Origin of the sequence: Paenibacillus sp. FSL R10-2778 (assembly GCF_038593035.1) — a bacterium.
Lineage (GTDB): Bacteria > Bacillota > Bacilli > Paenibacillales > Paenibacillaceae > Paenibacillus_AQ > Paenibacillus_AQ odorifer.
The window spans coordinates 3,472,959-3,492,743 of record NZ_CP151956.1 but is presented as its reverse complement, the minus strand read 5'-3'; the positions used below and the strand labels follow the sequence as shown (position 1 = coordinate 3,492,743).

Genomic DNA, 19,785 nt, shown 5'->3' with positions numbered 1-19,785 from the left:
GTTGGACAAAGCTATAGATAGTGGATTAATGGCAAGTTCAGGTGCATTTATTACAGGTCGTCAGCCTAGGCTATAATCCCAGTGGGGAATTTGCTCCTTGAAATTTGATATTTATATACAAAAAGCCGCAATTATGCGGCTATTAAATGTTTATGATAAGGTATAGCGTCAGTTATTACGCTTTTAGGTTTAAAAGAAAATGCCGTGTGTCCTGATAAGCCTCTGTCCAGCCCATCTTAGCATAGAATCGAAGTCCATCGAGTCCCTTAAAATAATAGGCACCGATTAGCCGCTCCTCAAAATTCGGGGTCACTATTCTAGCTTTCTTTTGATAATTTTGATATGTGTTAATGACATCACACCAAGGCATATGCTTGTCGAGAACCGCAAGGTCTATGAGAGAATCGCCATACATGCAATTTCCATCAATAATGCCGGTTATCCGTGTTCCGTTGGACAACATATTCCACTGTTGAAAATCTCCGTGTATAAAGCTTCTATTAGATTCATTATAGGGTACATAGGTCATCAAACGACTATAGATTTCTTCGTATACGTCTCTTTCCAAGCAAGACGTGCGGAAGAGTTCATGCCAATTCTCCCAGAATGTCCCCGTCTGATCTTCCGCATTTACGGCAATGACGAAGTCTTTCCAAGATGAATAGGAACCATTGCCGTCAGGTCCGATCCAACCATAACCGTTAGTTCCCCCAATATCCGTTTCGGCCATTCTTGTTAAAATGCCGATAATTTCCGGCATCAGACGGGTTTGTTCCTCTGCTGTACAATCGGATAGATTGCGACCTTCCATTCGCTCCATGATCAAATAGGTTAACTGATTAGTCCTCCCTAACCCCAAACATTTTGGGAAAGGGATACCTTGGTCGAGTAGCAAATTAGATACAAATTGTTCGGTCTCATATGCTCGTTCCAAATCGCTGAATTTCACAACATAGTCTTTTCCTTCTAAAATAAAAGAAAACACGTTGCTTATATTGCCGCCAGACAACGGTGTAATCTCAGCCGCTCCCTGTCCAAGATGATTCCACAGTACTTTTTCAATTTCACTCATGGTCAATTCCGGTTTTTCGTAAGCCATATTTACTCCAACTCCTGCTTATTTGAGTCTACTATGAATTTATCCGCAGCATATCAAAAACACCCTCATCCTAAATATCTCGTTCCTCATACTCAAAGGGTTCATCACATGAGTAAATTTCATGGAAAAATCCTACATATGGGATATCGTCTTCTAGACATTTTATACGATATGACAGCTCTTCATCGCATTCCGGCTCTTCACCATTGTTCCGCATTACCTCGAATGCATCAACGATGTTTTCCATGAGGGTTACTTGGATAAACAACGGCAATGTGTCTAACATCGAATCTTCGATCCTGGTCTCGGATCTGTAGCCATCAAGGACTGTTTTAAAATAATCATCCATAAACTGTTTGCGTTTATCAGTGTCTTGTTCAAATTGTATCCAGCCCACTCCAAGTGTCCAGAGATTTGCCAGGTCATACATATACCAACAAAAGCAGGAGTTATCGAAATCAAAAACAGTTATTTGCCCTGTATTAAAATCGATCATATAATTCCCATCGCAGTAATCAAAATGAACCATCCCAAAAGACTCGTGATTCCTGTCCATCCCTTCTAAGGTTGTAAGGAGATCTACCAGTTTCTCTTTCAACAGAGATAACGAGTCAGGTATTAGCTTATCTATATAATCGGCATTGTATTTATCAAAAAAATCATACCGGGAATGGACAGGTGTATAACCCTTCGATAATTGATGCATTTTTCCAAGAACTTTGCCACAGTTATAATAGTATTCCGTAATAGGAACGCCTTCCCGATACTGATAATTATTTTCCACGAGCATACCCCCCTTGGCCTTTTCAAACAAGCAGACAAAAAAGGTATGATTATTAAGAGTTATCGTTTCCAGCAGATTCCCCTTCTGGGAGTTGACCACATTCGAAACACTGCCTCCATGCTCGTACAAATACCTGATATATTCCACTTCACCCAAAATATCTTCTCGGCTTCTGTCACTTAAGAAGGCAATTCTGATTATTTTTGCTTCAGAATCAGCTTTATCACAGTTATATGCGACATTCCGTCCTCCTTCATGTGCATTGATAAGCCTGATTTGATAACCTTCCAATCCGTACAATTCATTCACTAATGGAAGTAAGTGTGTATCAGCGATTTTAATAACCTCGTTATAATTCAGAATATCTCTCCTCTCAACTTCTTCAATATATGGATAGTTTACCAGTTCCAGCTGATAAACTGGATGGAGAAAACAACTATAACTGAACTATCCTGCTTCATTAGGTCATCGTTCCTAGGTACACACGAATTAAAATATCTTGGTCATGGTTACCGAATCCAGCCCCATAAAGTGTCAAACCACCAACATTAACAGCCTTCTCGTCAACTGCGAACCGAAGCGTCCAGAATTGTTCCCGTAGCAAAATATCTGCGACAGTAATGTCCGACATCCTTTCTTCATCAATAAATGTGCCCGAAGTGTCAATGCGGATCGTCTTCAATAACCCGTATTGATTTACATTCCGATGCCACCAATCCGGAGTATATATGCCTCGTGCCGCTCTTCCAAAGTCTGCCGGACTGGTCCAAGTTCCAAGCTTCACACCGTTAAAAAAGAACTCAATATCCGAAGGCCAATGATCTTTCAAGCCTGGCGCTTCAGAAGCAATTTCCATTGAAATCTCGATGGCCTCGGGCATTTGACCGGGAAGTAAGTAGTTAGGCGTTTTGTACTCTACGTAACCTCTCCCAAACCACAAAATGCCGGCGTTGACCCGCTCGGGATCGAGAAAATAGCGGGGATCGTCCCAAACCCCAATCTCTTTCTCTTGTGTCCCAAGACCACATGTAGGATGGACATCAAACGAGGTATAATGACCGACTGAAATGGTCTGCTCTCTGATCCTCGGAGTTTGAGTGGCAGTGGGGAGTTCGATTTCAACTCTTTTTTGTTTAAGGAAGCACATTTTGTGTGTTCCTCCGTTTAGGCGTATCCTGTGACTTCCTGTAAGTCCAGCTTGTTCGAGCTTTCGGATATGCATAGTAACTATGGAAGGGCTAAGCTCTAACTTAGCCGCGATCTCCTTCACATTCATTTCATTATCTGCAATGAGGCTCATAATCCTCCATCTGACTTCGCTTGCCAGCGCTTCATACAACGACATGAATTTTGCTTCGCCGTTTGCTTTGATCATCATCATAATCACCTGACCTGTGCTTATTGAAATTACATATATATTAATTTAATAAATATAACGTATATCTTCAACCCCGATTCATTGAAAACCTATAAGCAATAGTGTTTAATTTTCTTAGTAGTTAAATATATTGAATTCTTATTTATATGAATTTATTAATGAGGTGGAGAAATGAAATACAATAACCCGGTCATCAAAGGGTTTTATCCTGATCCCAGCGCATGTAAAGTTGAAGACACTTATTATTTGGTCTGCAGTTCCTTTCAGTATTTTCCCGGTGTTCCGATTTTTGAAAGCAAAGATTTAATTAATTGGACCCAAATCGGTCATTGCTTAACCCGAAAGAACCAGATTCAACTGGATACTGTGGACAGCTCCGGTGGTGTATTCGCCCCCACCCTGCGGTACAATAATGGACGATTCTACATGACGACCACTAATGACACTCTGCGCCAGAACTTCTATGTCTGGACTGACAATATTTACGGCGAATGGTCTGATCCGATTAATGTAGATCAAGGCGGTATTGATCCGGATTTGTATTTTGAAGACGGCAAAACGTATTTCATGAGTAATGGGACAGACGATTACGGAGTTAATGGTATAGTCCAATGTGAAATTGAAATTGAAACCGGGCAGAAGCTGTCGCCAAGCCGTTCAATCTGGCAAGGATCCGGTGGGCGTTATTTGGAGAGTCCTCATTTATACAAAATTAATGGACAATACTATCTGCTAGCTGCTGAGGGTGGAACCGAATATGGGCATATGGTTACTTATGCAAGAGGCAATTCTCCTGCTGGTCCATTCAAAGCCTACCCGCATAACCCCGTATTGACTAATCGAAATTTAGGCGGTTACGAGCTTCAGGGAGTTGGACATGGAGATTTGGTACAAGACCATGAGGGGGATTGGTGGCTGTTACATCTTGGATTCCGGCAGACTGGCCAGTATCTTACCTATCACCATTTGGGGCGCGAGGTTTTTCTAACTCCGATTACCTTTGGCGAGGAGGGATGGTTTACAGCAGGTCATGAAGGTACCACTCTTATAAGTTTCGAGACTGATCGTATTGCGGACAAAGTCATTCAGCAGGAGAAAAGAGTCTTTACGTTCGAGAACACAGATTGGAATTTGGACTGGTGTTACCTGCGTCACCCGGTTACAGAAAATTATAGGTTAGAAGCTGATAAAATAAAGCTTAAAGGAACTGCTGTAACGTTAGATATCCCGGCTACCCCGACATTTATTGGTATTCGTCAAAAAGACTTTAACGCAATTATTTCATGCGAAGTCAGCCTTACGAATGGTGAAGCCGGAATTACACTTTACATGGACGAAAATCACCATTATGACTTGGCCTTGCGTAAACATCCAGAGGGTTATGAGATTATCGAACGGCTGAATATCGGAGATATCAAATCCATTGAAAAAACAAAAAATATAGGTCAGTGCAACCATGCTTCATTAGTTGTCAAAAGCAGTCCAACGCATTATCACTTTTATATCCAGGTAGACGGTACTGAGATCTTATTCGGAGCTGCGCAAACCAAATATCTATCCTCTGAAATAGCCGGAGGATTCACAGGTGTGCTTATTGGTTTGTACGCCACTGGAGAAGACCAAGATTATAATGCGATATTCACAAATTTTAGCTGCCTTTATTCTTAAACCTCCAAATTAGAATGAACTGTACAAGGCTAAGGGTGTTCTTATAAATAAAAGAGGGGTTAACCCCTTAATTATGGTTAACCCCTCTTTTATCAAAACCTACAAGATCCTAAGAAAAATTAGATATCCAGCTTCCTGGTACTTAACGCTTTTACCATTACAGGATCTCTATGTGAAAAGAACAAACTCTCTTTTGTGTCTAACAGCGCAATTTGTTCTATATCCTCTGAGTTTAATTCAAAATCAAAGATATTAAAGTTTTCAATTATTCTTTCTTTCCGGACAGACTTTGGAATCACAACAACTCCTCTTTGCGTCAACCAGCGTAAAACCACTTGGGCAACAGATTTATTATATTTTTGAGCTATTGATACTAAAACTTCGTTCTGGAACATGTTTTTTTTACCTTCAGCAAATGGACCCCATGATTCAATCTGAACATTGTTTTCTTTCATGAATGCAGCACTTTCAATTTGTTGGCAGAAGGGATGTGTCTCAACTTGATTAACGGCAGGTGTTACTTCATTATGAATAATCAAATCAATCAGACGATCGTTCTGGAAGTTACTTACGCCAATCGCTCTGATTTTTCCTTCACGGTACAATTCCTCCAGCGCCCGCCAAGAACCATGCACATCGCCAAATGGCTGATGAATTAAATACAAATCCAAATAATCAAGTTGCAATCTTGAAAGGGATTTTTCAAATGCTTCCTTTGTACGTTCGTATCCTGTATCTTGAACCCATAATTTCGTAGTAATAAATAGATCCTCTCTTGGTACTCCACTCCGTTTGAGGGCTCTTCCCACCGCTTCTTCGTTTAGGTATGAGGCTGCGGTATCTATCAGTCGATAACCTGACATGATCGCATCGTAAACAGCTTGTTCACATTCAGCTTCATCTTGAATTTGAAAAACCCCAAAACCAAGTATCGGCATTTCAACACCATTGTTCAAAATAACTTTTTGCATAAAAAATCCTCCTATTAGTTGATGATATAGCTCTATTTAAAAGTGTGAACTATCAATATCCATTTTAGACAAAGCTTCATTTAGACTATCTACATCTTCCTTTGTTAATTTGAGATCAGCTCCATATAGGTTTTCTTCTAATCTGTTTAATTTTGTAGTGCCTGGAATTGGAATGATATATGGTTTTTGAGCTAATTCCCACGCGAGTACGACTTGAGCTGGTGTTGCATTTTTACTTTTTGCAACTTGAGTAATTAAATCTAATAACACTTGATTATGATCAATCACATCAGGTTTGAATCTTCCCATGAAACTTCGATAGTCACCTTCATCATATTTGGTTTCCTTGGTATATTTACCACTTAAGAAACCATTTCCTAATGGACTGTAAGCGATAAAAGCAATTCCTAACTCTTCACAAAGCTCAAACAACTCTTTTTCCGGTTCACGCCACATCATGGAGTACTGATTTTGGGTTGCAGTAATCGAACATACAGCATGTGCTCGTTTCATATAATCAATCGGTGCATTAGAGACTCCCCATGTTTTAATCTTCCCTTCAGCTATTAAATCTTTCATTGTTTCTGCGACAGCTTCAGGTTCGACATTCGGATCCACTCGGTGCTGATAATATAAATCAATGCAATTGACCTTCAACCTTTTTAATGAGCCTTCTATTTGTTCACGAATAGAATCTGGTGTGCTATTCAAAATAAGTTGAGGTTGACCGTCTACAGCTTCTTGTCCTAAAATTCCAAATTTAGTTGCAATCACAACTTGATCTCTTAGTGGTGCAAGGGCTTCGCCTACTAATTCCTCATTGGAATCTCCATAAAAAGCAGCAGTATCAAAGAAATTACATCCTAGTTCAACTGCTCTGCGAATTAATTTAACCATTTCATTACGATCGGCTGGCTTTCCATAGGCATGATCCATTCCCATACAGCCAAGCCCTATTGCCGAAACTTCCAAGCCACTATTTCCTAATTTACGCATTTGCATCTGTGATCTTCCTTTCGCATGAAGTTCAGTCAAAGTTCAACGTTCGACGTAGTCTGCATTATTTTCAGCACGTTAATCCAGCTAAATTAGTTTGGGTACTATTTTAGTATGCAACAATTTTTCACAAAACAGATATCATAATAGTATTAAATCATTGCCTATTCCTCTCATTTCATTGAATCCTCCCTATGTATGAGTCACTTTATATCGACTACAAGGATTTCAAACCAAATCTTAAGATTAGATAAATATTGATTCTGCTCCCTTTAAAACAAAATCCTAACAGGTAATAATGGATACAAACCTACTATTGGAGTGAACAGTAATGATTAACATACTCGTAGTTGAAGATGATAAGCATGTAAGAAGACTTCTTGAAGCTGTTCTGAAACGCGAAGGATATGATGTTGTAACTGCTGAAGACGGAGTTAAAGCTTTGGAGGTCCTTGATTCACAGCATATTGATCTAATCATTCTGGATATCATGATGCCTAATATGGATGGTTATGAATTCGCCAAGGAAGTAAGAGATGCCGATAGCTTGGTCCCCATTCTTATGGCTACAGCAAAACAGCTGCCTGAAGATAAGAAAAAGGGGTTCCGGATTGGAACTGATGATTATATGACCAAACCCATTGATACCGAAGAAATGCTGCTCAGAATCCAAGCGCTGCTTCGCCGTTCGCAAATCGCAAGTGCCCGTAAATTAGTAGTGGGTAAAGTGATCCTTGATTATGACGCATTGACAGTAACCCGGGAGGACGAGAAACAAACGCTTCCGCAAAAAGAATTCTATTTGTTGTATAAGTTGTTGTCCTATCCTGAACGGATTTTCACGCGCATCCAGCTTATGGACGAGATATGGGGCATGGAAAGTGAAAGTACGGATACAACCGTTAATGTGCACATCAATCGTTTGCGGAAACGGTTTGACGCTTATCCAGAGTTTGAACTGGTTTCCGTCAGAGGTCTTGGATACAAGGCGGTGCGAAGCCAGTGAGCAAAATAAGTAACAAGCTCAGCAACAGAATCAGCCTTCCCATCTATTTTTCTCTTATCATATTTTTCATCTTTCTTATTACCGTTGTGATTACAGGACTACTCTTCTTTCTCGCACAGGTTTTTGGTTTGTTGAACGAAGAGCTTGCCCAGGATGGATTCGTACTACCCATAATGGTATTAATCGCTTGTACAATTATCGGTACCACGATATCAGCCATCACAAGCCGGAAAATGGTAAAATCCATCCGGATATTTATAGAGGCCACAGAGCGTCTTGCCAGTGGTGACTTCTCCATGCGGCTCCAGCTCAAAAGCCCGCCAGAGTTTGAAATTCTATCAGAGAACTTTAACCGTATGGCTGAAGAGCTTGGGGGTATCGAAATTCTGCGAACTGATTTTGTAAACAATTTTTCCCATGAATTCAAAACACCGATTGTATCTATTAAAGGGTTTGCTGAAGTCTTAAAGAATGATGATCTTACTAAAGAGGAACGTGATGAATATCTAGATATTGTCATTGAGGAATCGACCAGACTTGCCTCCCTTGCTTCGAATGTACTGGAGCTGACGCAGGTTGAGACGCAAAAGATTCTGACAAACAAAATGCGGTTTAATGTTGGGGAACAAATTCGCCAGTCTGTGCTTTTACTGGCTGCCAAATTTGAGAAGAAGCACCTGAAGCTGAATGTTAATATTCAGGATTATGAACTCTCCGGCAACAAAGAGCTTTTAAATCAAGTTTGGTTAAATTTATTGGATAACGCGATCAAATTCACTCCTGAGCATGGTGAAATTGAAGTTAAGATGAAGAAAAACGATGATAACCTGGTGATTCTAGTTCATGACTGCGGAATCGGTATTCATCCTGAGGCTCTTCCCAAGATATTCGATAAATTTTATCAGCAGGATACTTCCCACTCGACTGCAGGCAATGGACTTGGATTAGCAATTGTTAAAAAAATCATTCATCTACACCATGGAACCATTTCTTGCGAAAGCATTCCATTACAAGGAACCACATTTACAGTTACGATTCCGATTGGAATGTAGTACGAGCCCTGGAGAACCTCATCGTTCTTTCAGGGTTTTTTTATTTTTCAGAAAAGTTAACTTTCAGTTTATCTTCTTTCGTTATCATTTTAGCAACGCCACATAAAGGAGTCAGATGTATGGTAACTATACTTAAGTACTTAAAACCGAAGGAATGGGCCCTAATCGGTATCAGCATCCTATTCATTGTCACACAGGTATGGCTGGATCTGGAATTGCCCGGTTATATGAGCGAGATTACTCGTCTTGTACAGATACCAGGGAGTGAAATGAGCGAAATCATTGCAGCCGGAGGCTGGATGTTGCTCTGTGCCCTCGGCAGCTTAGCTACATCAATCATAGTGGCAGGGATCGCCGCTAAAATTGCCGCTAACTTCTCTTCAAGATTACGCTCTAAATTGTTTGATAAGGTACAATCTTTTTCTATGGAAGAAATCAACAACTTCTCTACAGCTAGTTTAATTACCCGTTCAACGAATGACATTACGCAAGTGCAAATGCTGATTGTCATTGGTCTGCAACTGCTGGTGAAGGCTCCCATCCTTGCCGTTTGGGCAATGCTCAAAATTACAGGCAAGAGTTGGCAGTGGTCGCTTGCTACCGGTGTCGCCATTGGGGTATTGATTCTTATTGTCGGCATAGTGATCGTGCTAGTGCTTCCGAAATTCCAAAAATTGCAGCAACTGACTGATAATCTTAATCGTGTTGCAAGAGAGAATCTTACCGGCCTTCGTGTCATTCGTGCGTATAATGCGGAAAGTTACCAGGAAGATAAATTTAGCGTAGCCAACAGCGAGCTTACCCGAACGAATTTATTCGCCAATAATGTACTGTCCATGATGATGCCAAGTATTTCTCTGATTATGAGCGGTTTAAGTCTCGCAATATATTGGATTGGTGCTATTTTGATTCAAAATGCCAATGGTACGGCGAAGATGGGCTTATTTTCAGATATGATTGTCTTCTCATCCTATGCAATGCAGGTGGTTATGGCATTCATGATGCTGATCATGATTTTTATCCTGATGCCTCGTGCCCATGTATCCGCTAAAAGAATCAATGAAGTGCTGGATACTAAGCCAAGCTTAGAGAACGGATCACTTACTTCCTCCAAGGCAAATCGGTTGGGTGAGGTCGAATTCAAAAATGTCAGCTTTAAATATCCGGATGCAGAAGAATACGTTATTGAAGATATCAGCTTTACGGTGAAAAAAGGAGAAACTGTAGCCTTCATCGGTTCAACCGGATGCGGAAAAAGTACCGTCGTGAACCTGATTCCTCGCTTTTATGATGCTACAGCAGGTGAAGTGTTGGTGGATGGAATTAATGTTAACCAATATGAGCAAACTGCACTGCGCAATAAAATGGGATATGTATCTCAGAAAGCGATTTTGTTTGGCGGCACGGTGAGCTCTAATGTTGCTTTTGGCGATAATGGCAGTGATCTGTCCTCGGATGTTGTTGATGCCATTTACACCTCTCAAGCTTCAGATTTTGTTGAAAAGATGGAAGGAAGCTACGAGGCTCATGTCTCTCAAGGCGGTACGAACTTGTCTGGCGGTCAAAAACAACGTCTTTCCATTGCCCGAGCCATTGCCCGTCGTCCTGAAATATTAATCTTCGACGATTCCTTCTCAGCGCTTGATTATAAGACGGATCGCAAATTGCGAAGTGAATTGAAGAAAAAATCCAGCGGTACAACGATACTAATCGTTGCCCAGCGTATCGGTACAATCAAAGATGCAGACAAAATCATTGTACTGGAAGCCGGACGAATGGCAGGCATGGGAACACATGATGAATTGATGCAGACCTGTGATGTCTACCAAGAGATTGCTTACTCACAACTTTCAAAGGAGGAGCTAGCTTAATGAACAAAAGCAAAGAGCAACTCAACACGTGGAGCAGACTTCTCCACTATTGCAGAAAATATATCCCTGTAGTTCTTATAGCTATTATTAGTGCAGCAATCGGTACGGTTCTGACTCTGCTTGGACCGGATAAGCTTTCGGAGATGACAGACTTGATCACGGCCGGCCTCGTCACCGGAATTGATATGGAAGCAGTAACTTCTATCGGCCTTTTCCTTGTATTTATCTATATCCTTAGCGCTGTGTTATCTTTGGTACAAGGATTAATTATGTCCGCAGTTACGCAAAAGGTCTCCAAAAACTTAAGAGCCGATCTCTCACGCAAAATGAACAAACTTCCGATCTCTTATTATAATAATTCTACAACCGGTGACATCCTGTCCCGGGTTACCAACGATGTGGATACGATCGGGCAAGCTTTAAACCAAAGCGTCGGCACACTGGTAACTGCCCTTGCCCTCTTTACGGGATCCATCATCATGATGTTCAAAACAAATGTGATCATGACTATTACGGCGGTTGTTGCAACTATCATTGGCTTTGGCCTCATAGCGGCAATTATGAAAAAATCCCAAAAGTATTTTCAAAGTCAGCAAGAATACTTAGGGAAAATCAATGGCCATGTGGAGGAAGTATATACAGGACATACTGTAGTGAAAGCCTACAATGGTGAATCGCAAATGCGCAATACATTTGAATCCCTGAATATGAATCTTAAAGATAGTGCATTTAAAGCGCAGTTCCTCTCCGGTCTTATGATGCCGATTATGATGTTTATAGGCAATCTAGGTTTTGTGGCCGTTTGTGTAGTTGGTGCTGTACTTGCTATGAACGGAACGATATCCTTTGGGGTCATTGTAGCCTTTATACTGTATGTCCGTTACTTTACACAACCGCTCTCTCAGATTGCTCAAGCCGCACAAAGTCTGCAATCGGCTTCCGCGGCAAGCAAACGTGTCTTTGAGTTCCTCGATGCTGACGAAATGGACAATGAAAGTCATAAAGAAAGACATCTTAAAACTGCTGTGGGCAAAGTTGATTTTGAACATGTGCAATTTGCTTATGAAAATTCAGATAAACTTGTGATTAAAGATTTTTCTGCAGAGATTAAGCCTGGGCAAAAAATTGCTATAGTCGGTCCTACCGGCGCAGGTAAAACTACACTGATAAATCTTCTAATACGGTTTAATGAATTAAAGGGCGGAGAAATATATATTGATGATACCCCCATCAGCAGCTTAACAAGAGAAAACATCCATGATCTATTCTGTATGGTCTTGCAGGACACCTGGCTTTTTGAGGGCACTATCAGGGAAAATCTAGTGTACAACAAAACAGGTGTAACCGATAAAGAAGTTGAAGATGCTTGTAAGTCGGTAGGCTTGCATCATTTCATTCAGACCTTAAGTGCCGGTTATAATACCATACTAAATGACAAAGTTAATTTATCCACGGGCCAAAAGCAACAGCTTACGATCGCCCGCGCGATGCTCAAAAATGCCCCAATGCTCATCCTCGATGAAGCTACAAGCTCAGTCGATACAAGAACAGAGCTCTTGATTCAGCAGGCAATGGATAAGCTCATGGAGGGAAGAACCTCTTTTGTTATTGCGCATAGACTCTCAACCATTAAGAACGCCGATGTGATTCTGGTTCTGAAGGAAGGCGATATCCTTGAAAGCGGCAGCCACGAAGAACTACTTGCCAAAAATGGTTTTTATGCGGAGCTTTATAATAGCCAATTCGACCAAGCCTCTTAAAGCCTAGTTGACACTGTGAATTAAATAACGAAAGTCAAAAGGACCTACTCATTGTTCTTATCCAGAACAATGAGTAGGTCCTTTATTTGCTATGAACACATATCATCTACTGGCAAGGAATTCATCAAGCTGTTTTTGCTTTTCAGCAATGACTTTATCTAGGCCGGCCGATTTTTGGGCGGCGATAAATTTCGGCAATTCTTTGTCCAGATCAACCGAGCCGGTCTCAAGCATCTTTTGATATTCTCTTAGAACGTTTGCTAGTGCTCCGACTTCGGATTTGACTGGCTCGCTGTCAAAGGTGAAGCCCAGTGCCGGCGATGATTTAGCGCCTTCGTTGAACTTTTTGAACTGCTCCCACTTGTCTGGAGCTTCCGAACTCCAGACATAGTTCAGGAATTGATTTCCCAGCTCCCAAGCGACGCCCGGTGCGTACTGTCCTGACTTCTCCGTCTGCGTCATAACATTACCATTAAGTGTAAAGTGTGTACCTTCAATACCGAAGTTAAGCAGATTAATAATCTCTTGATCTGTATGAAGCAGGTTAATCAGCATCATGGCGCGTTCCGGATTCTTAGACGTTGATGAGATGGCTAACATGGCGCCGGTAGTCTCCGATGTGGCGACCGTTTTACCTGTTAAAGTAATTTGTGCAAGCTTGCCATCAAGTCCTGTCGCGGATGCGATTTCTTCTGCTTTGCCTGGCTTAAGAGGCTCTACAGTGGAAAATACATTGCCCGTCTTATAAGCATCAAGGGATGACGTTTGGGAAGTGGCCGCATCTTTGTTAAGATACCCCTTCTGGAAGAAATCACGGGTTACTTTTAATGCATTTAAGTATTGGGGATACTCTTCGGCCGGTTTGACTGTCGCTTCCGTGCCATTCTTATCGATAGCGCCAGGTATCGTCGTATCACCTAAAAAATCCAATTCCACAAAAGAGTGAGAGGCGAATGTGCCACCCGTTGTATACAGCGGATACATGGTTGGCTTCTTCTCTTTAACGATCTTATAAACGGCATCTAAATCTTCGATTTTTTGCACTTTACTCATGTCGATGCCGAGTTCATCGGCAATGTCCTTCCGGTACACAATGCCCCCTGACGATGCCAATTCTTTATTCGTAGGGACTGCATAATTTTTGCCGCCGATTTTGGAGCCATCGAGAAAAGCTGGATCCAAGCTATCCTTAATGCCCTGGCCATACTGATCGAGCAAGGGACCGAGATCTAAGTAAGCACCTTTGGCAACGTTCTTTGCATACCCGTTCCATGAGGCTGTAAATAGAATGTCTACGGGCTCTCGAGAAGCGATGATGAGGTTAGTCTTATCATCCCATGCTCCCCAATCGATTGGTGCGATATCTACCGTCGCGTTGATTTTTTCGGTCAAGATCTTGTTCAGCGCTTCCTCGACGATAGCCTCGTCCGCCTGTGGAGCTCCTTCGTAGACCAGCTTTATTTTATAAGGCTCCAGCTTCGAGGGCTCATTGGATGTGTTATCAGTGGTTGAGTTCGCTGATGAGCTCGGTGCGGCGCTTTCTTTTCCGGCATTATCTGGTGTAGCGTTGTTCGAGTTGTTTGAATTGCCGCAAGCCGTAGTGGCTAATGCTGAAATAAGCATCAGTGTGAGAAGCAGTGAAGCCTTGCTTTTCGTATCCTTCATTTTCAAGTAATCCCCCCATAAAATAGAATGATATGCTAAACCATATACTGGTTTTAGCCGTTTCCGTGCCCACGTAAGTGATCGGCAATCTTAGCCTTTGACGGAGCCTACTGTCAGGCCTCTGATAAAGTATTTCTGGAAGAACGGGTAAGCAAATACGATAGGTCCAACACCTACAACCACCATCGCCATACGCACGGTTTCACTTGGGAAGTTGATCATTCCGCCAGCTCGGGTAATTTCAGCCATCGCGTTCGGGTTACTGGATAAGTACTGGATGTTGACCATCATCTTGTAAAGAAAGTACTGCACGGATATATTGTGGTTGTCTGTAATAAACATTAGGCTTAGGAACCAGTCGTTCCAGTATGTCAGTGTTTGGAACAGTGCAACGGTTGCCAGAACCGGCAGAGATAATGGCAATACAATTCGGATAAATATCCGTAGCTCCCCTGCCCCATCTATTTTTGCTGACTCCAGCACAGCTTCAGGTACGGTCTCCTTAAAGAAAGTGCGCATGATCAGTACCCAGAATGCGGACATGATCAGCGGCATGATCAGTGCCCAAAGTGTATCTTTTAATTCCAGCATCTGTACGTATACCAAGTACCAAGGGACTAAGCCGCCGGAAATCAGCATCGTTAGAAAAACAAAAAATGTAAAATACTTTGCCTGCGGAAAATTATTCCGTGAAATGGGGTACGCATACAGAGCTATTATGATGACACTTAGTATCGTACCTATCACCGTGACGGTTAGTGAGATTCCATAGGAATGAACGATTTGACTGATATCTTTCATTAGGAATCGATAGGCTGCCAGATTGAAATTTTCGGGCATAAATCGATATCCGTGTGTCATAACGGACTGCTCATCGGAGAACGATACCGAAAGAATCAGCAAAAGCGGTAGGATACAGAGCGCCGAATAGATGACAAAGAAGATGTTGATGAGGGTTGACGCCCATCCCGACAGCTGATTCTTTGGATTGGACCCAGATAAGGATTTACTCATTGTATTGGTCATAAGGGCTCCTCTCTTAGAACAGCGCGTTCTCGCGGTTAAAGCGGCGAACGACCCAATTAGATACAAAAACCAAGATGAAACCAACGACTGATTGGAACAGGCCTGCTGCTGAGGAAAGTCCGATATCCCCAACGGTCAAGAAGGTGCGGTAGACATAGGTATCGATAACGTTTGTCACAGGGAACAATGCCCCCGATTCACGTGGCACTTGGAAGAATAGACCAAAGTCGGCATTGAAGATCCGGCCAACCTGCAGCAAAGTCATAATCGTGAGGACAGGCATGATCAAGGGAATCGTGATTTTCTTGATCTGCTGCCACTTGTTTGCCCCATCAATTGTCGCGGCTTCGTAGTACTCCTCGTCGATACCAATGATTGCTGCCATGTACACAACCGTGTAGTACCCCATGTTTTTCCACGTGTTAATGATCGGCAAAACGATCGGCCACACTTCTTTCGTGAAGTACCAGCGTACGGAATCAAGACCAAGCGCCGGCAGCAACGTGCCGTTGAAGTATCCTCGCTCGTCGCTCATGAACCCATACACTAAGTACGAGATGACGATCATCGACAGGAAGTATGGCAGGAACATGATCGTTTGGTGTAGCTTCGAGAGGAAGCGGTTTTTCATCTCGTTAAGCATCAAGGCGAACCCTAGAGGAAGCGCCATGTTCAATACAATAAACAGCGAATTATAAAGCAATGTGTTGCGAATGATGATGTACGAATCCTTCGAGGCAAACAAATATTCGAAATTCTTCATCCCTGTCCATGGGCTTCCCAGGATTCCGTCCTGGTAATTGATTGTTTTAAAGGCAATAACGATCCCGAACAAAGGGATGTAGTTATTTATTACAAGCAGAACGATTCCCGGCAGCATCATTGCGTAGAACATCCAGTAAGTACGAAGATTCTTCACGATGGAAAAATTACGTACAGTACGTATTGGTTTCCTATTTGTAGGAAGCGGCATAGCTTTCAATAGAGTTGTTGCACTCCTTTCACTGTCTTACACACTCCCCACACCGTTGTTTAGGCGGTAATGGGGAGTTCAGGTTTTCACTATTGAGCCGTAACGTCAATTGTGACGTTACTTATTGAGGTTCTGTTCCCCACTGAAGAGCGCCTGCGATATAGCCAGTTGTATGGCTCCAATCGGTGTAAGTCGAATCGGTCGGATCGAAGGAGTAATCTCCCGTCTGCGTGTAGTTCGTCCAATCGGTCTTGTTCACGCGGATCTGAAGCTCAATGCTGGCTCCAGCTGCCAAACTTCCGGCTCCGCTCCTAAAGCCGATTTCCAGATAATGATCAGCTCCTGTCAAAGGAGCCGGCAACTTGACGAAGTCGCCAGTTACGTTGCTACTGCCGACAGTGGACCAATCGCACCAGAAATTCTGGTCCTTCTCCCCATCGATCGTGTAATAATAATGAAGCTTCACGTCGGACAGATTGATGGCAGTGGTACCGGTGTTCTTCAGCTTTATCCGAGGGCTCAACGAATTGCTCGTTGCCGTAACAGGAGAATTATACTGCTGCACTTTGATAGAACCACTTTCGGCAGTGGGGGTATCGACCACGGAGACCTCAAGATTCGCACTTACTCCTGCGCTAAAGTTGAACGTCAGCGTTGTTGTTCCCACCGGTTGGGCAGCCAGATATGCCTTCTGAATCGTCACTGTCGTACCTGATACGGTGTAGTCCGTACCAGCAACTAGGGCAGTCGTGCCATTATTAATGCCGATGAGTGTGTTATCGTTCAGCGTCAAGGTCACCGGAATGTCGGTCTGATTCGCGGTTTGCTTGTCAAAGGCAGCGGTCGTCGGACTGATCGTCGAGTTAATAACCGACGAATCGTTCACAGCAACGGATAGCGTAGCAGATGAACCGGCGTTAAACAGGAAAGTGAGGTTCGCCTTGCCGATTGGCTGCTGAGCGAGATAGCTCTTGTGTAGAGTGACCGTGTTGCCCGAAACGGTATAGTCCGTGTCCACAACAAGAGATGTCGTACCGTTCTTAATGTCGGTGAGCGTGTTGCCGTTCAACGTTAGAGTCACCGGAATATCAGCTTGATTTGCTGTTTTCTTATCAAAGGCAGCAGTCGTTGGACTAATGGTCGAATTGCTGCTATTTCCGGTTGCGAATGCGGCAATGAATACCAACCCTGAATTCCAATAAACGGTATGTTCATTTGTAGTCCATTCTTGGAAGTTATCGGTATAGTTTTTGGCTGCAAATCTTGATATCTGGTTTCCTACGGTTATGTCGTTGGAGTATTTATTCGGTCCTCCGACAAGATATCCCTTAGGTACACCAGGTAATCCATCTGTTCTATACATGATGCTGAACGGATATTTCACGCTGTTATCGCCGTAACCTGATACAAAAGATACGCCTACCGGGTTCTGGCCAAGAATCCAGTCTAACTGACTATTGTTAATCTCATTAATGATAGCGCGGTTGCTCTCAAAAGTTCCCAGTAACTTCGTACCGATGATCATTTCCATCGGTGTGTCCGCAACCTGCATGGTGATTCCCCAATAGTAGTTACCATCTTTTATGATGCTTTTCCAAGGGCTATCGTTATATCTGCTCACTTTGTCATTGAACCATTGCTGGAATTTATCCGAATACCAGCTTAAGACTCCGGAGTCCGGATTAGCAGATTTCAGATAACTGAAGAAGCCTGTATTCCAGGTGTTTGCCCAACCACTGGCGAAATCAAGGGTATCCTCAAAAAATATTCCCATATCGGTGTAATTCGCCAGGAAATAATCATTGTATTCGGCATCGCCGGTCGATCGGTACAGGGAGCCTGCAGCCCACAGACGATTCGAAGCGTCATCCGTCACATCGTAAGGCCATCTGCCCGTGTTAGGCGTCCGAATATTTTCCGGATGTGCTTCCAGGTACCCCCATGCGTCTATTGCCGCATCCAAGCAACTTTGGGCAAAAGCCGGATCAATATTCTGATAAATTAAGTAGGCATGTGCCAATACACCGGCTGCGGTAGCTGTATCGGCGGTCGTTTTGATATCAGTCCGCGAGCTTACCGTATCCTTATCGATAATTTCTCTGTCTACCATATTGTCATCATCCTGAAAGGTCACTCGAGCATAGAAACCGCCAGTTGCAGCATCCTGCATTTTGAGCATCCATTCCAGTTCCCACCTTGCCTCATCCAGGATGTCGGGAATGCCGTTTCCGCTCTCAGGAATATTAAATTGATTGTCTGTAAATTTCTCCGGCATCATTTCATAGGCCCAGAAGAGATCCGACAAGGCTTTGGCTCCTGCGTTAACGTACTTGCCTTTATCACCCGCATCGTACCATCCCTTGGAAACATCTTTTTTGATGGAAGGGTTAGACATTAAAGGCACTGCGGTGTCAGGAGTAAAATCTGTTCTTTGATAATTTTGAGTGTATGGGCTGGTAATATTAATCCCGGTTCTCTGGTAATAGAAGTATCTTGTTACGTCATTTAAAAAGGGTTCATAGATTTCGTTAGCTTCGCCGATAGTGAACTTGGGCGAATTCTGAAGACCCTGCACTGAAACATAATATTTTCCCGGAATCGTTAAATTTGTGAAATCGGCGGTAAAAATACGCTCCCCGCTATCGATAGCATCATAATTTTTGGTGAGTACAAGCGTTCCGGAGTAAGCTGTCGAATTATTTGTGGCGTTAATAATGTTAAACGTAGTACCTGCATCGACCGTGAGCACATCCTCAAAACCGGTTACAAGCGCTTGCTTTACTCCATCTACGGGATACCCTAATTGATTGACCTTGATGGGGGCGTACTCTTTCTCCTTATCGGGAGACGTAACCCTAATGTCATTAAGCCACACTTTTAAAGGTTGAAAACCATTATTCTTGATGGATAATGCATCTATGGAAGATACATCAATTCCTTGGGAGACCTGAATTAGATCCTTTAACGGGATCTTCACATGGGTCCAACTTGTAGTAATGTTGACGTAGTTGTTAATGTTTACTGTAGTGGTAATTTCATTGCCGGCAGCTCTTTCGAATACCCGGTCTTTGAAGCCCAGTAAAAAGGACTCTCCGCCCGCATTTCCTTTGATATTAAACTCAAGGAATCCATTTGGATGATAAGAGGTAAAGTCATATGCTTTCCAGCCGGCAACCGTAATTAAAGCGTTGTACCAGGAAGGACTGGTAGGCGTCTTCGCATTCAACAATAATGAAGGCAATCCATTGTACATTGCTGTAGAATCAATGGGAAGCTTGCTGTTCTCCGTCTCCAATCCAAACCCGCTATCTCCTGCCCAGCCGTCGGATATATTACTGAATATTTGGTAATCTAGTAAGTCTCTCCACCCTGCAGGCGCTTCTGGGGTTGCCGCATTAGTCTTGATCGGATTTGAAAAAAAGATAGTCACAAACATAGTTAATGCCAGAAACACGCTTACTTTTTTCCTCATTACCTCTCCTCCTAAAAAGTTTTGTGAGCATAAACTGCTTCGCTCCGCTTCATACAAAAATCAG

At 42.7% G+C, this 19,785-nt stretch carries 14 protein-coding genes; 5 read left to right on the top strand and 9 right to left on the bottom strand.

Annotated elements, in window-relative coordinates; all coding sequences use genetic code 11:
• Positions 1-175: 175 nt before the first annotated feature.
• From NST40_RS15440 to NST40_RS15430, 3 genes are all read right to left on the bottom strand, one after another.
• Positions 176-1,099 (bottom strand): aminoglycoside phosphotransferase family protein, encoded by a 924-nt coding sequence (locus NST40_RS15440; protein WP_076278090.1) that lies wholly within the window; start codon positions 1,097-1,099, stop codon positions 176-178.
• A gap of 70 nt (positions 1,100-1,169) precedes the next feature.
• On the bottom strand, positions 1,170-2,192 hold the full coding sequence (locus NST40_RS15435) for a phosphotransferase (RefSeq protein WP_342409675.1): 1,023 nt from the start codon (positions 2,190-2,192) through the stop codon (positions 1,170-1,172).
• Positions 2,193-2,343: 151 nt separating this feature from the next.
• On the bottom strand, positions 2,344-3,258 hold the full coding sequence (locus NST40_RS15430) for an ArsR family transcriptional regulator (protein WP_076219237.1): 915 nt from the start codon (positions 3,256-3,258) through the stop codon (positions 2,344-2,346).
• 174 nt (positions 3,259-3,432) lie between these two features.
• On the opposite strand from NST40_RS15430, the gene NST40_RS15425 reads away from it, so the two are divergent.
• Positions 3,433-4,929 carry a glycoside hydrolase family 43 protein gene (locus NST40_RS15425; protein ID WP_342409674.1) on the top strand — a complete coding sequence of 499 codons (1,497 nt, stop codon included), beginning with the start codon at positions 3,433-3,435 and terminating at the stop codon, positions 4,927-4,929.
• A gap of 119 nt (positions 4,930-5,048) precedes the next feature.
• Here the strand turns inward: NST40_RS15425 and NST40_RS15420 are convergent, their stop codons facing one another.
• Both NST40_RS15420 and NST40_RS15415 read right to left on the bottom strand, forming a co-directional pair.
• Positions 5,049-5,900 carry an aldo/keto reductase gene (locus tag NST40_RS15420; RefSeq protein ID WP_342409673.1) on the bottom strand — a complete coding sequence of 284 codons (852 nt, stop codon included), beginning with the start codon at positions 5,898-5,900 and terminating at the stop codon, positions 5,049-5,051.
• Between the two features lie 36 nt (positions 5,901-5,936).
• Positions 5,937-6,902, bottom strand: a complete 966-nt coding sequence (locus NST40_RS15415) for an aldo/keto reductase (protein WP_076281835.1) — start codon at positions 6,900-6,902, stop codon at positions 5,937-5,939.
• A 325-nt stretch (positions 6,903-7,227) separates the two neighbouring features.
• On the opposite strand from NST40_RS15415, the gene NST40_RS15410 reads away from it, so the two are divergent.
• The 4 genes from NST40_RS15410 to NST40_RS15395 all read left to right on the top strand — a co-directional run bounded on the left by NST40_RS15410 (position 7,228) and on the right by NST40_RS15395 (position 12,585).
• Positions 7,228-7,902 (top strand): response regulator transcription factor, encoded by a 675-nt coding sequence (locus tag NST40_RS15410; protein ID WP_036677195.1) that lies wholly within the window; start codon positions 7,228-7,230, stop codon positions 7,900-7,902.
• Positions 7,899-8,954 (top strand): HAMP domain-containing sensor histidine kinase, encoded by a 1,056-nt coding sequence (locus NST40_RS15405; RefSeq protein ID WP_081387692.1) that lies wholly within the window; start codon positions 7,899-7,901, stop codon positions 8,952-8,954. The genes NST40_RS15410 and NST40_RS15405 overlap by 4 nt, the downstream gene beginning before the upstream one ends.
• Before the next feature lie 119 nt (positions 8,955-9,073).
• Positions 9,074-10,825, top strand: coding sequence for an ABC transporter ATP-binding protein (locus NST40_RS15400; protein ID WP_076130605.1), 1,752 nt, complete (start codon positions 9,074-9,076; stop codon positions 10,823-10,825).
• Complete coding sequence (locus tag NST40_RS15395) at positions 10,825-12,585, top strand: ABC transporter ATP-binding protein (protein WP_076219233.1); 1,761 nt, start codon at positions 10,825-10,827, stop codon at positions 12,583-12,585. Before NST40_RS15400 ends, NST40_RS15395 begins: the two co-directional genes overlap by 1 nt.
• Before the next feature lie 102 nt (positions 12,586-12,687).
• On the opposite strand, the gene NST40_RS15390 is transcribed toward NST40_RS15395, so the two are convergent.
• The 4 genes from NST40_RS15390 to NST40_RS15375 all read right to left on the bottom strand — a co-directional run bounded on the left by NST40_RS15390 (position 12,688) and on the right by NST40_RS15375 (position 19,721).
• A complete protein-coding gene (locus tag NST40_RS15390) occupies positions 12,688-14,250 on the bottom strand; it encodes an ABC transporter substrate-binding protein (RefSeq protein WP_076130604.1) in 1,563 nt (520 codons plus the stop codon).
• Positions 14,251-14,340: 90 nt separating this feature from the next.
• Positions 14,341-15,276, bottom strand: a complete 936-nt coding sequence (locus tag NST40_RS15385; RefSeq protein ID WP_081383287.1) for a carbohydrate ABC transporter permease — start codon at positions 15,274-15,276, stop codon at positions 14,341-14,343.
• A gap of 13 nt (positions 15,277-15,289) precedes the next feature.
• Positions 15,290-16,249, bottom strand: coding sequence for an ABC transporter permease subunit (locus NST40_RS15380; RefSeq protein ID WP_038574490.1), 960 nt, complete (start codon positions 16,247-16,249; stop codon positions 15,290-15,292).
• Between the two features lie 121 nt (positions 16,250-16,370).
• Positions 16,371-19,721 carry a glycoside hydrolase family 9 protein gene (locus NST40_RS15375; RefSeq protein WP_248548302.1) on the bottom strand — a complete coding sequence of 1,117 codons (3,351 nt, stop codon included), beginning with the start codon at positions 19,719-19,721 and terminating at the stop codon, positions 16,371-16,373.
• Between the last annotated feature and the right edge of the window lie 64 nt (positions 19,722-19,785).

Excerpts from the sequence above, each read along its gene's own strand:
- NST40_RS15390 (WP_076130604.1), bottom strand. The coding sequence starts at position 14,250 with ATGAAGGATACGAAAAGCAAGGCTTCACTGCTTCTCACACTGATGCTT.
- NST40_RS15440 (WP_076278090.1), bottom strand. The coding sequence starts at position 1,099 with ATGGCTTACGAAAAACCGGAATTGACCATGAGTGAAATTGAAAAAGTA.
- NST40_RS15380 (WP_038574490.1), bottom strand. The coding sequence starts at position 16,249 with ATGCCGCTTCCTACAAATAGGAAACCAATACGTACTGTACGTAATTTT.
- NST40_RS15400 (WP_076130605.1), top strand. The coding sequence starts at position 9,074 with ATGGTAACTATACTTAAGTACTTAAAACCGAAGGAATGGGCCCTAATC.
- NST40_RS15415 (WP_076281835.1), bottom strand. The coding sequence starts at position 6,902 with ATGCAAATGCGTAAATTAGGAAATAGTGGCTTGGAAGTTTCGGCAATA.
- NST40_RS15425 (WP_342409674.1), top strand. The coding sequence starts at position 3,433 with ATGAAATACAATAACCCGGTCATCAAAGGGTTTTATCCTGATCCCAGC.
- NST40_RS15385 (WP_081383287.1), bottom strand. The coding sequence starts at position 15,276 with ATGACCAATACAATGAGTAAATCCTTATCTGGGTCCAATCCAAAGAAT.
- NST40_RS15395 (WP_076219233.1), top strand. The coding sequence starts at position 10,825 with ATGAACAAAAGCAAAGAGCAACTCAACACGTGGAGCAGACTTCTCCAC.
- NST40_RS15430 (WP_076219237.1), bottom strand. The coding sequence starts at position 3,258 with ATGATCAAAGCAAACGGCGAAGCAAAATTCATGTCGTTGTATGAAGCG.
- NST40_RS15410 (WP_036677195.1), top strand. The coding sequence starts at position 7,228 with ATGATTAACATACTCGTAGTTGAAGATGATAAGCATGTAAGAAGACTT.
- NST40_RS15375 (WP_248548302.1), bottom strand. The coding sequence starts at position 19,721 with ATGAGGAAAAAAGTAAGCGTGTTTCTGGCATTAACTATGTTTGTGACT.
- NST40_RS15420 (WP_342409673.1), bottom strand. The coding sequence starts at position 5,900 with ATGCAAAAAGTTATTTTGAACAATGGTGTTGAAATGCCGATACTTGGT.